The organism is Vibrio sp. NC2 (assembly GCF_025195005.1).
Taxonomy (GTDB): Bacteria; Pseudomonadota; Gammaproteobacteria; order Enterobacterales; family Vibrionaceae; genus Vibrio; species Vibrio splendidus.
Window position 1 is genome coordinate 26,297 of sequence record NZ_JANVFC010000005.1, and the last position, 12,218, is coordinate 38,514.

A 12,218-nucleotide genomic window follows, 5' to 3' on the forward strand; every position below is an offset into this window, starting at 1 on the left:
AAAATGGCACCCGAGGGTGCCATTTTGGAAACTTTCTTAGAAGTTCTATTAGAACTTGTAAGTTACTGCTACGTAGTGACCGAAGCCTGAAGACTTAAGCGCATCGCTATCTTTGATGCCGTATACATCTTTGTAGCCTTTAAGGCCGTAACCTACTGCGAATTGATCTGAGTGCCAGTAGATACCGTTGTACATTGCACCACCGTTGCTAGCTGAAACGTATTCGTCTTTCATGCCAAATTGGTAGTCGATGTAACCTTGGTAAGAGATGAATGAACCGTTCTCGAAGAAGTAGAATGGTTTGAACCAGTTCATAGAAACTTGGTAGCCGTTCCAGTCTTTACGGTTGCCATCGTAAGTACCGTAAAGGTTAACGCCAACTTTACCAAACCATGGAACCATTACGTCAGAACCAAGACCGATTTTCTGGTTGTTTACAGAGAATGGGTTAGTTTTGTAATCAGTACCGTCCCATTCCATTAATGAAGCAACGTATAGCTCTTGTACTGGACCGAAAGATAGGTCTTTTCCTGTTAGGCCATCAATAGACATACGTGGAGCAAACTTCATGAAGATCTTAGGATCACCAACTTTATCGCTACCTTTGTCTGATGTTAGGTTGAAAACATCAACATAACCGTAAAGGTCAAAGATTCCCGAACGGCCGCCGAATTCCATCTCTAGGTAATCATGTGATGATTCACCTGGAAGCTCATCAAATGCACCCATAAGGTTGAATTGAAGCCATTTGTAATCGTTCTTGTGAGTATCGCCGTCAGAATAATCAGCTGCCATTACTGGAGCAGATACTGCTGCAAGTAGGCCAAGAGTTAAAAGTGATTTACGCATAATGGAACTCTCTATGTTTGAAATAAGTAACCCGCTAATCCGTGCGTGTTTATGATGTCCGAATGCCGAGCATAATAGCGATTTTGTTCTCAAATAAAAGTGAGACAGAGTGAAAACTACAATTATTAAGGTGAAGTTGATCACACTAATGATCTAAATGACGGAACTTTAATGTATCAATGCATCTTGATGCACCTCTAATTCTATTGATTTTGTGAAATTAGATTATTTTGTGGATAAATAGGTGAAATACTGTGCTAAGCAAACGATTCTACTAATTAGAGTGACATGCATATCAAAATCAACAGTATTCCTTTCTAAGCGTTTTCTCTTTAAAAATGACTCATTCAAACCTCCTTTCAATCTTGTCTTTGATCTATTTTTGACCAACTGCGTAATGATGTTGGAATCAATTGATGAACAACTCATGTGATGACTGACTAGGAATTTGAACCTAGCTACTTTTTGAATCACGGAGAATTAAAGACAGTTCACTGCACTAGGTTTTGAGACAATTTTTAAAGATTAGTTATTGGACTAATCATTTGTGTGACGAACTGGTCTAACTTTTTTGGAGAGAAGACCGATGAAATATTCACCAATACTCGCGGTAGCGATGTCAGCCCTGTTCATTGTTGGGTGTGATGATGACGATCAACCAACAACTCAACTTCAAGCTGTACATGCATCGCCGGATGCTCCGTTGGCTAATGTGCTAGTAAATAGTCAGGCTCGTTGGAGCGATGTCGATTATGCTCAAGCATCCGGATATGCCTCATTAGATCAAGGACAGACAACCCTGCAAGTAGATGTCCAACTCCCAGGTGACGCAGTAGCGACTGTGATTCCGACAAGCCAATTCGATTTGAGCGGTGATCTAGATTACACCGTAATGGTGGTCGGCAATGCTGATGGTTCGAATAACCCAGTTGAGGCTTTAGTTGTTACAAGGCCTGCTGAGGGAACGGCAACGAGTTCAAGTTTAGATGTGCAAGTTGTTCACGCGGCAACAGGGGTTGGGGATGTTAACTTATACGTAACGGCACCGAATGATCCATTGGGCGCTCCGCTTGGCACTCTCGGTTATAAAGACTTTACTGACGTACTCAATATTCCAGCAGGGCAATACCGAGTGAGATTAGAAACCGTGAGCGGCAGTGCTATTGCTTTTGACTCTGGAGAAATCACTCTTTCTGGCGGTAGCGAACTAACGATTGCGGCGGTGCCAAGAGCTGATTCAAACAGTGCATCTCCGGTGAAGTTGATGGTGATGGATGGTAGCGGTTCATCTTTAATCTACGACATGGCAGAAACGGCAGAAGTAAGAGTGGGGCATTTGGTTGATGGTGCACCTGATGTCGATGTGTTCGTTAACTCTACTAAGTTTGCTCCTCTTGATGCTCTGATGTTTAAAGAGATTCGCGGCTTCCTAGACTTGGCTGCAGGTAGCTACGATATTGATATTTACGAAACTGCAACGACGACTCCAACATTTATCGATGTTGATGGTTTAGCTGTATTTGCTGGGATGGATTACAGCATTTATGCAGTGGGTACGTTAAGTCCACTCAATTTGGAACCACTAGTTGTCCCTGAAAACCGTCGCCCGGTTGCGACCAGTGCGGTGTTAAACATTACTCATGCGGCGGCAAACCCAGTTGCAGCACCGGTTGATATCTACTTGACTGAGAACGTGGGAATATCTGGTAGCACTCCGGCACTAAGTGATGTGAAGTTCAAAGATTACGCGAATGGTATTTATGTTGCAGCGGGATCTTACTACGTGACAATTACTGTCGCAGGAGACCCAACTACTGTTGCCATTGACTCTGCGCCTGCAACTTTGGCTGACGGTGTTGTTTATCAAGTCGTCGCGATTGATGACTCGACGGGAACTGGTTTTAACTTGATCGTAAGTGATACTACAGATTAGCGTTTAAGTATCTATTGGCAGAATGTAAAAGAGGGTAGCACTGGGCTACCCTCTTCTCTTTTGTTTTCTTTTACTTTTATTCGTGGTTGTTTTTGGCTTTTTCTAATAAATCAGTGAAAAAGTGGCGTAACGAGTAGAGCATGATCAAACTTGGAATCACCATTAATGACGTTAGTATAAAGAAGGTTGACCAGTCATTGAGGAAGTCGACCAATTCACCGCTGAAAGATGCCAACGTCGTTCGACCAAAATTACCTAAAGATGCTAATAGAGCATATTGTGTTGCAGAGAAAGCTTGCCCAGTGAGTAGCGTTAAGAAGGAAACGAATGCCACTGTCGAAAAGGCGGTTGTGAAGTTATCGACAATAATCGTTGCAAGGAATAAGTTTTCATTGGGTCCGACTTGAGCAATCCATGCAAACATTAGGTTGCTGGCTGCCATTGCTACGCCGCCAATCATTAGCCCACGTACAATACCAAATTTCACATTGAAGACACTGCCTAGCAAGGTGAAGAATATGGTTGCTCCCCAGCCAATTAACTTGGAGTAGTGGCCGATTTGTTCATTGCTAAAGCCGATTTCTTTATAGAAGGGAATCGACATTCTGCCTAAGAAGGCTTCACCTATCTTAAACAGGAATACGAACAACAGAAGCGTAATAGCAACTTGAACACCGTTTCGCTTGAAGAAATCGTAGAAAGGTTCCAACACTGTAACGCTTAGCCAGGCCACAACTTTAGAGCCCACAACTTTATTATGGCGCTGTTGTGCTTCTTTTTGTAATGCTTCACGTTGCGTTGTTGGTTCTCCGACAAACAGGGTGAATAGCATCAGAATGATAACGACACCGGCCATGCCGTAATAAACACCATTCCAACCTATTGTATCTGCATTGATAAATGCGAGATAACCAGGAAGAGAGTAACCAGTCCACCATCCCATCACTGCCATTGCGGATGCTTGCGGTAATTTGGTAGATTCAGATTTAGGAAAGGAATCAATACGGAAGGCATCAATGGCTATATCTTGGGTTGCAGACGCAATCGCAATTCCGAGAGCCAGCATTGAGGTGAACATCAAGTCATTGGCAGGGTTAACCCCGGCAATGAACAGCGTGCAGATCAATACAAAGCTTTGGCATAGAAATATCCAACTGCGTCGTTGGCCCAATATCGCATGTAGAATCGGCAGTTTGACTCGGTCTACCAGTGGTGCCCAAAGAAAGTTAATCGCATAGACGGCGAACACACTACCGAAATAACCGATAGCAGCACGAGTTAATCCTGCATCTTTTAGCCAGCCTGACATGTTAGAGCCGATAAGAACCCAAGGAAAGCCACTCGAACAACCCAACATAAACACCCAAAGTAGACGTTTATCTAGGTAGCTACGGAAAGTCTGCATCCAAGAAAGAGAGGGAGTGCCAGATGACATGGGGCGTCCTTGTATAGAAAAACGCCCTTAAGAGGTTAAGGGCGCTGTATGAGATTACTTAAGAAGTGTTACTTTGTTGATGATGATAGGGTCGGTTGGGATATCTGACATGCGGCCCATTCGCATAGTTGGAATGGTTGCCATCTTTTGTACGACATCAAACCCTTCAGTTACCGTGCCAAAAACAGCGTAGCCCGGGTTACCACCTTTTGCATTCAAGAAGTCGTTATCCGAAAAGTTGATAAAGAACTGACGAGTCGCAGAGTCTGGCGCGTTAGTGCGAGCCATTGCGATCGTTGCTGTATCATTCTTTAGACCGTTACTGCCTTCATTTTTGATTGGGGCATAAGTCGCTTGTTGATTCATGTCTTGATCGAAGCCGCCACCTTGCGCCATGAAGCCAGGAATAACACGGTGGAAGATAGTGCCTTCGTAGCTGCCGTCTGCCACGTATTTTAGGAAGTTTTCAGTACTAACCGGAGCTTGCTCTTGGTTTAGCTCAATCGTGAAGTCACCTAATGTTGTTTCAACGTTCACTTTTGGGCCTGCCCAAACGCTCGCGCTCACCAGCATTAATGCAATAGAAGTTAGAATACGGCTCATTAGAAACGTTCCTTCATGTAGTTTTGTAGTTCAGGGTCGTTCGCAATTTCAGTAAGAACCAAGTTGATCACATCGTTAAGAACCATTGAGATGTCGTCGTTTGAAGCACTTAGCGCTCCAGTACGAGTTGCGGTACCGTTGAATGTTTTAACGAGCTTACCTTCAGGTGTCTCGGCCGTTACTTCAAGCGTTACTTTACCGTCCATTTGGTTTTCCATAATGGTGTGTTCTACGGTAACAAGTGCTTCTTGAATCTCTAAAACAATAGAGTTTTCACTGTTTACGCTTGCTCGGAAACCTTGAGACTCTAACTGTTGAGCTACTGCGTTCTCTAGCGAAATACGCATGTTTTGTTTAGCGTGAATTGGCTGAATGTTTGAACGGCCACTATCAACCAAGGCTACATATTGAGCGGCACGAACATCTTTACTGGTTAGTGTGTATGTTTTGCCTTGTACAAGGTTGCTTGAGCTTAGTGAAGCTTCTGGCATTACATTGATCTGTTCTTGCTGAGGGGCAGAACATGCTGTCAATGCCATAATAGAAGCAGCCAAAATCAGTTTTTTCATTCCTTTATCCTTTCTAAATTCACACCAGAAGCTCGGTATCTTAAATTCTTGTGAAGTCGTTTCTGCTTATTTATTAAAATTCGCAGGCTCTCTTGTTGCTTGTAATATCTCAAATTTTTGGTTTAGTTCAAGCGTTTCAACGTTAGCTTCACCAAATAGTCTTGCTAGTTTGACATCGTATCCGAGGTGTCGGTTGCCAATAACAATTAATTTGCCTCCGTTGCTAAGAACATGCTTTGCATCACAGAACATTTGCCATGCAATGTGGTCTGTAATCGCTTGTTGCTGGTGGAACGGAGGATTACACATAACTAAGTAAGTGCTGTTCTTCTTGAAGCCATCTAAACAGTTGTTGGCGATGAACTGGAAGTTGCCTTCTTCACCAAGGTTATCCTTGACGTTTTGGCGCGCCGATTCCACCGCCATAAAGCTTTCATCCACACAGGTGATACGAGCTTGTGGGTTCAATTGCCCTGCTTTTACACTCAATACACCGTTGCCACAGCCTAAGTCGATGATATGACGTAGCTCAGGATCTTGAGGGATGTGCTCTAGCATATAACGAGCGCCTTGATCGAGCGCTTCCCCAGAGTAAACATTTGGTAAATTTTTCAGGCGGATATCTTCACCGTCTACGTCCCATTCAACATAAGGCTCTACTGTTTGAATCGGTTGGCAGTCTGGAGAAGAGAACACAAGGCGGTGCTTTTTCTTAGCCAGAGAGGTTTTGGTTTCACCGAGATATTTTTCAAACAGGTTCAGTGTTGAAGTGTGAATCTCTTTTACTTTATTCACACCAATCACTTGGCAACCTTCAGGTAATGCTTGGCGCAACTGGCTCAATTGCCATATTAGGTGGCGGTTGGTTTTTGGCAATTGCATGATCACAAGGTCGATACCGTGTGGGATATCATCCATCGTGTTCAAGAAGTTCACTCGGTTACTTTGATTGCGCTGTAAGTTTTTTAGCGTTCCGCGATGAGAAATGAAAGAGTCACTCATCATGGTCACGTCATGATCTTTGGAGAACCAAGCGGATAGGGCGCCAAAACTGTCGTTCATGATCAGGATGTGTTTACCAGGTTCAAGATTCATCTCTTCAACATGGCTAATCAGATATTCGTCGCCGGCATCCCAAGCTTGAAGGGTTTCATTTGAACGGTTGGGGAAACGATTTAGGGTTAAAGTTCTATCGTGAAGGGTAAGTTCAGTTTTCATTGCTTGAGATACTTATGTAAGAAATAACAAAGATATTGTCTCAAATGCAGCCTGAACAAGATATAAAAAACTCGACTAAACCCCTCGAGTCAGCGATGAAATACTCAGACAGTCGGTTAGTTAGGGTTTATACTGGAGCGACAGATAATGCCAATACGCTATTTAAGGAATCACAATGATCCAAGAAGTTATCGAAACAAAATTGCACAATGAGTTTTCACCAAGTCATTTAAACGTGGTGAATGAGAGCTATATGCACAATGTTCCGGCTGGTTCTGAGAGTCATTTTAAAGTGATTGTTGTCAGCGATGTGTTTGAAGGTTTGCGTCTTATTGCTCGTCATAGAGCGGTAAATAAAGCACTATCAGAAGAGTTAGCGAATAATATTCACGCACTATCCATTCACACTTATACAAAAGATGAATGGATGAAGCAGCTAAATAACGTGCCAGATAGCCCGATGTGTATGGGTGGTGGTAAGTAAGATAATTAACCCATATAGAAGAGGCGGCTAGGCCGCCTCTTTTGTCTCAAAATCTATCTGTTTTCTGTTGTTATATCACTCAAGCTGATGGTAAATTGACCGACCAAAAATACCTACAATGAGTAATGTTTTTATTAACAGTGTTTCAACATAACACGTAAAATATTAGTTTGTGACAGAGTATTAATCTCTTGTTTAAAACACGTTCTAAAAGCCATTCTATCTGTGCGGCTCGTCAAATTTATACATATTTGAGAGTCCATATGCTTCAAATCTCACCAAATAAAGGCCGTATTCAAGTTATTGGTCATGGCATCAAGTTGTCAAAAAATGCTAGAATATGGCACCTGATAAATCTCACATAATTCTTGTGATGAGTTTATTAATGTATTGTTGCGATTTTGGTATCTCAAATTTACCAAAACCGGACACTGTAATGTCGTGTCTAAGGGCGATTTTAAAACGTCCTGAATTTACGCAATTAAAAGAATCTTTTTCCCGATAAAGTAGTGCAAGTGCGTATGATTACAATAAAGAAGGGTTTGGATCTTCCTATCGCAGGAACTCCATCCCAGGTGATTAATGATGGTAAGTCCATCACTAAAGTCGCCTTGCTTGGCGAAGAGTACGTTGGTATGCGTCCTACGATGCATGCTCGCGTTGGTGATGAAGTGAAGAAAGGCCAAGTTCTTTTTGCAGATAAAAAGAACCCAGGTGTTGTATTTACTTCTCCAGCAAGCGGTAAAGTTATTGAAGTGAACCGTGGTGCTAAGCGTGTTCTTCAATCAGTAGTGATTGAAGTAGCAGGCAATGAGCAAATCACGTTCAATAGCTATGAAGCTAACCAACTAGTAGGCCTTGACCGTGAAACGGTTAAAGCTCAGTTAGTTGAGTCTGGCGCATGGACCGCTTTGCGAACTCGTCCGTTCAGCAAGGTTCCAGCAGTTGATTCTGAAACTCAGGCTATTTTTGTTACTGCTATGGATACTAATCCGCTAGCAGCTGAGCCAGAATTAATCATTAACGAGCAGTCTGATGCTTTCGTTGCTGGTTTAGATCTTCTTTCAACTCTGACTAACGGTAAAGTGTACGTTTGTAAAAAAGGTACTAGCTTACCTCGTTCAGCTCAGTCTAACGTTGAAGAACATGTTTTTGATGGCCCACACCCTGCAGGTCTTGCAGGCACGCATATGCATTACCTGTATCCGGTAAATGCACAAAATGTAGCGTGGAGCATTAACTACCAAGACGTGATCGCATTCGGTAAGCTTTTCCTTACTGGTGAGATTTACTCTGAGCGCGTTGTTTCTCTGGCTGGTCCAGTAGTTAACAATCCTCGTCTAGTTCGTACTCAAATTGGTGCTAGCCTTGAAGAGTTGACGGACAGCGAGTTGATGCCAGGTGAAGTTCGCCTGATCTCAGGTTCAGTGCTATCTGGTGTTCACGCTTCAGGTCCACATGCTTACCTTGGCCGTTACCATCAACAAGTTTCGGTTCTTCGTGAAGGTCGTGATAAAGAGCTATTCGGCTGGGCTATGCCTGGTAAGAACAAGTTCTCTGTTACTCGTTCATTCCTTGGTCACGTGTTTAAAGGTCAGTTGTTCAATATGACAACGACAACGAACGGTAGTGATCGCTCTATGGTTCCAATTGGTAACTACGAGAAAGTAATGCCATTAGATATGGAGCCTACTTTGCTGCTTCGCGATCTATGCGCTGGCGACGTTGATAGTGCACAAGCACTTGGTGCGCTAGAGCTAGATGAAGAAGATTTAGCACTGTGTACCTTTGTATGTCCTGGTAAGTACGAGTACGGTCAGTTACTTCGTGAATGCCTAGATACAATTGTGAAGGAAGGGTAATTTTCATGGGCCTTAAAAAGTTTATTGAAGACATCGAGCATCATTTTGAACCAGGTGGTAAACACGAAACGTGGTTTGCGCTTTACGAAGCAGCAGCAACACTTTTCTACACACCAGGTACTGTTACAAAGAAAAGCTCGCATGTCCGTGATAGCGTTGATTTAAAACGTATCATGATCATGGTTTGGCTTGCGGTATTCCCAGCAATGTTCTGGGGTATGTACAACGCAGGTGGTCAGGCTATCGCAGCACTAAACCACATGTATTCAGGTGCAGAACTAGTTTCTATCATTGATGGTAACTGGCACTACTGGCTAACCGAAATGCTTGGAGCCTCCTTAGGGGCCGATGCAGGTTGGGGCAGTAAGATGCTCTTGGGTGCGACTTACTTCTTACCTATCTACGCAACGGTATTTATCGTTGGTGGTTTCTGGGAAGTACTGTTCTGTATGGTGCGTAAGCACGAAGTCAACGAAGGTTTCTTTGTTACTTCTATCTTATTTGCGCTTATCGTTCCGCCAACGCTTCCTCTATGGCAAGCAGCACTAGGTATTACCTTTGGTGTTGTTGTTGCGAAAGAGATCTTCGGTGGTACGGGTCGTAACTTCTTGAACCCTGCTCTTGCTGGTCGTGCGTTCCTGTTCTTTGCATACCCTGCACAGATTTCAGGTGACGTAGTTTGGACTGCTGCAGATGGCTTCTCTGGTGCAACTGCTCTTAGCCAATGGGCTCAAGGCGGCGGTAGTGCACTAATGAACGTAACATCAGGTGAAGCTATCACTTGGATGGACGCATTCATTGGTAACATTCCAGGTTCTATCGGTGAAGTTTCAACGCTTGCACTTATGATTGGTGCAGCAATGATTGTTTACATGGGCATTGCTTCATGGCGCATCATTGCGGGTGTAATGATCGGTATGGTTGCAGTATCAACACTATTTAACGTGATTGGTTCTGACACTAATGCAATGTTCAGCATGCCTTGGCATTGGCACCTAGTTTTAGGTGGCTTCGCGTTCGGTATGTTCTTCATGGCGACTGACCCAGTATCAGCTTCATTTACCAATAAAGGTAAGTGGTGGTACGGCATCCTAATCGGCGCAATGTGTGTAATGATTCGTGTAGTTAACCCTGCATACCCAGAAGGCATGATGCTTGCGATTCTATTCGCAAACCTATTTGCTCCTCTGTTTGACCACGTTGTAATCGAGAAGAACATTAAGCGGAGACTAGCGCGCTATGGCAAGTAATAACGATAGCATTAAAAAGACGCTGTTTGTTGTTATCGCATTGAGCCTAGTGTGCTCAATCATCGTTTCAACAGCTGCAGTTGTTCTTAAACCTAAGCAACAAGCTAACGCAGTTCTGGATCAGCAAACTAAGATCCTTGAAGTTGCGGGCATTGAACTTGCGGGTAATATCCCAGCACTGTACGCAGAGAACATCGAACCTCGTCTAGTTGATTTCGCTACTGGCGATTTCGTTGACGGCGACGCTGCTGCATACGACCAACGTAAAGCGGCAAAAGATCCGGCTCAGTCAATCAAGCTTTCAGCTGAAGATGACATCGCTAAGATCATTCGTCGTGCTAACACGGGTACGGTATACCTAGTGAAAGATGGCGCTGAAACTTCTAAAGTTATCATCCCTGTTCACGGTAACGGTCTATGGTCAATGATGTACGCATTCGTTGCAGTAGAAACTGATGGCAACACAGTTTCTGGTATCACTTACTACGAGCAAGGTGAAACTCCTGGACTTGGTGGTGAAGTTGAGAACCCAACTTGGCGCGCTCAATTCGTTGGTAAGAAATTATTCGACGAAAACCACAAACCTGCTATCCAGGTTGTTAAAGGTGGCGCTCCTCAAGGTTCTGATCACGGTGTAGATGGCCTTTCTGGTGCAACACTGACCAGCGTTGGTGTTCAACATACATTTGACTTCTGGTTAGGTGATATGGGCTTTGGTCCGTTCCTAGCAAAAGTTCGTGACGGAGGTCTGAACTAATGTCTAGTGCAAAAGAAATTAAAAAGAGCATCTTAGCGCCTGTGTTGGATAACAACCCAATCGCGCTACAGGTTCTTGGTGTGTGTTCTGCTCTTGCGGTAACCACTAAGCTAGAAACTGCATTTGTTATGACTATCGCGGTAATGTTCGTTACTGCTCTGTCTAACTTCTTCGTTTCTTTGATCCGTAACCACATTCCTAACAGTGTGCGTATCATCGTTCAGATGGCAATTATCGCATCATTAGTAATCGTGGTAGACCAAGTGCTTAAAGCATACTTATACGATATCTCTAAGCAGCTATCTGTATTCGTTGGCCTAATCATTACTAACTGTATTGTAATGGGTCGTGCTGAAGCATTCGCAATGAAGTCTGCGCCAATCCCATCTTTCATCGATGGTCTTGGTAACGGTCTTGGTTACGGTTTCGTTCTTATCACTGTTGGTTTCTTCCGTGAGCTTCTAGGCTCTGGCAAACTATTTGGTATGGAAGTACTACCTCTAGTGAGCAACGGTGGTTGGTATCAGCCAAACGGCTTGATGCTTCTAGCACCTTCTGCATTCTTCCTAATTGGTTTCTTGATTTGGGCAATTCGTGTGTTCAAACCAGAACAAGTAGAAGCGAAGGGGTAAGGTAGTCATGGAACATTATATTAGTCTGCTAGTTAAATCGATTTTCATCGAAAACATGGCGCTTTCTTTCTTCCTAGGTATGTGTACATTCCTAGCGGTTTCTAAGAAAGTTAAAACTTCTTTTGGTCTTGGTGTTGCGGTAGTTGTAGTACTTACAATCGCTGTTCCTGTAAACAACCTTGTTTACACACACATCCTAAAAGAAAATGCACTTGTTGCCGGTGTCGATTTAAGTTTCCTTAACTTCATCGCATTCATCGGTGTTATCGCTGCACTTGTACAAATCCTAGAGATGGTTCTAGACCGTTTCTTCCCACCTTTGTACAACGCACTAGGTATCTTCCTTCCATTGATCACAGTTAACTGTGCAATCTTTGGTGGTGTATCTTTCATGGTAACTCGTGACTACAACTTTGCTGAATCTGTTGTTTACGGCTTCGGTTCTGGTGTGGGTTGGATGTTAGCTATCGTTGCTCTTGCGGGTATCCGTGAGAAGATGAAGTACTCTGACGTACCTCCAGGTCTACGTGGCCTTGGTATCACGTTCATTACTGTTGGTCTGATGGCGTTAGGCTTTATGTCTTTCTCTGGTGTTCAACTGTAGGGTAAGCACCCAGTAATAAGGA

At 43.5% G+C, this 12,218-nt stretch carries 12 protein-coding genes; 7 read left to right on the plus strand and 5 right to left on the minus strand.

All coding sequences use genetic code 11. From position 1 onward, the window contains the following. Window positions 1-48: 48 nt before the first annotated feature. Window positions 49-849, minus strand: a complete 801-nt coding sequence (locus NX845_RS09045) for an outer membrane protein OmpK (RefSeq protein WP_004735200.1) — start codon at window positions 847-849, stop codon at window positions 49-51. A 586-nt stretch (window positions 850-1,435) separates the two neighbouring features. Between NX845_RS09045 and NX845_RS09050 the strand changes: the two genes are divergently transcribed. After that, on the plus strand, window positions 1,436-2,782 hold the full coding sequence (locus NX845_RS09050; RefSeq protein ID WP_065682562.1) for a DUF4397 domain-containing protein: 1,347 nt from the start codon (window positions 1,436-1,438) through the stop codon (window positions 2,780-2,782). Between the two features lie 76 nt (window positions 2,783-2,858). Here NX845_RS09050 and NX845_RS09055 read toward each other — a convergent pair whose 3' ends face one another. The 4 genes from NX845_RS09055 to NX845_RS09070 form a co-directional block, all read right to left on the minus strand. Then, window positions 2,859-4,217, minus strand: a complete 1,359-nt coding sequence (locus tag NX845_RS09055) for an AmpG family muropeptide MFS transporter (RefSeq protein ID WP_017079927.1) — start codon at window positions 4,215-4,217, stop codon at window positions 2,859-2,861. Window positions 4,218-4,271: 54 nt separating this feature from the next. Beyond that, window positions 4,272-4,820, minus strand: coding sequence for a peptidylprolyl isomerase (locus NX845_RS09060; protein ID WP_065682563.1), 549 nt, complete (start codon window positions 4,818-4,820; stop codon window positions 4,272-4,274). Continuing rightward, on the minus strand, window positions 4,820-5,389 hold the full coding sequence (locus tag NX845_RS09065) for a YajG family lipoprotein (protein ID WP_017084461.1): 570 nt from the start codon (window positions 5,387-5,389) through the stop codon (window positions 4,820-4,822). The genes NX845_RS09060 and NX845_RS09065 overlap by 1 nt, the downstream gene beginning before the upstream one ends. A 66-nt stretch (window positions 5,390-5,455) precedes the next feature. Beyond that, window positions 5,456-6,607 carry a methyltransferase gene (locus NX845_RS09070; RefSeq protein ID WP_065682564.1) on the minus strand — a complete coding sequence of 384 codons (1,152 nt, stop codon included), beginning with the start codon at window positions 6,605-6,607 and terminating at the stop codon, window positions 5,456-5,458. A 175-nt stretch (window positions 6,608-6,782) separates the two neighbouring features. On the opposite strand from NX845_RS09070, the gene bolA reads away from it, so the two are divergent. From bolA to nqrE, 6 genes are all read left to right on the plus strand, one after another. After that, window positions 6,783-7,091 (plus strand): transcriptional regulator BolA, encoded by a 309-nt coding sequence (gene bolA, locus NX845_RS09075; RefSeq protein ID WP_017079929.1) that lies wholly within the window; start codon window positions 6,783-6,785, stop codon window positions 7,089-7,091. Window positions 7,092-7,612: 521 nt separating this feature from the next. Then, window positions 7,613-8,953 carry a Na(+)-translocating NADH-quinone reductase subunit A gene (locus NX845_RS09080; protein ID WP_017080319.1) on the plus strand — a complete coding sequence of 447 codons (1,341 nt, stop codon included), beginning with the start codon at window positions 7,613-7,615 and terminating at the stop codon, window positions 8,951-8,953. Between the two features lie 5 nt (window positions 8,954-8,958). Beyond that, a complete protein-coding gene (locus NX845_RS09085) occupies window positions 8,959-10,203 on the plus strand; it encodes an NADH:ubiquinone reductase (Na(+)-transporting) subunit B (protein WP_004735208.1) in 1,245 nt (414 codons plus the stop codon). Beyond that, window positions 10,193-10,960, plus strand: a complete 768-nt coding sequence (locus NX845_RS09090; protein WP_065682566.1) for a Na(+)-translocating NADH-quinone reductase subunit C — start codon at window positions 10,193-10,195, stop codon at window positions 10,958-10,960. Before NX845_RS09085 ends, NX845_RS09090 begins: the two co-directional genes overlap by 11 nt. Continuing rightward, the gene (locus NX845_RS09095; RefSeq protein ID WP_004735210.1) at window positions 10,960-11,592 is read left to right on the plus strand and encodes an NADH:ubiquinone reductase (Na(+)-transporting) subunit D; all 633 of its coding nucleotides are present in this window, start codon (window positions 10,960-10,962) and stop codon (window positions 11,590-11,592) included. Before NX845_RS09090 ends, NX845_RS09095 begins: the two co-directional genes overlap by 1 nt. A gap of 7 nt (window positions 11,593-11,599) precedes the next feature. Further along, complete coding sequence (gene nqrE / locus NX845_RS09100) at window positions 11,600-12,196, plus strand: NADH:ubiquinone reductase (Na(+)-transporting) subunit E (protein ID WP_004735211.1); 597 nt, start codon at window positions 11,600-11,602, stop codon at window positions 12,194-12,196. Window positions 12,197-12,218: the final 22 nt, after the last annotated feature.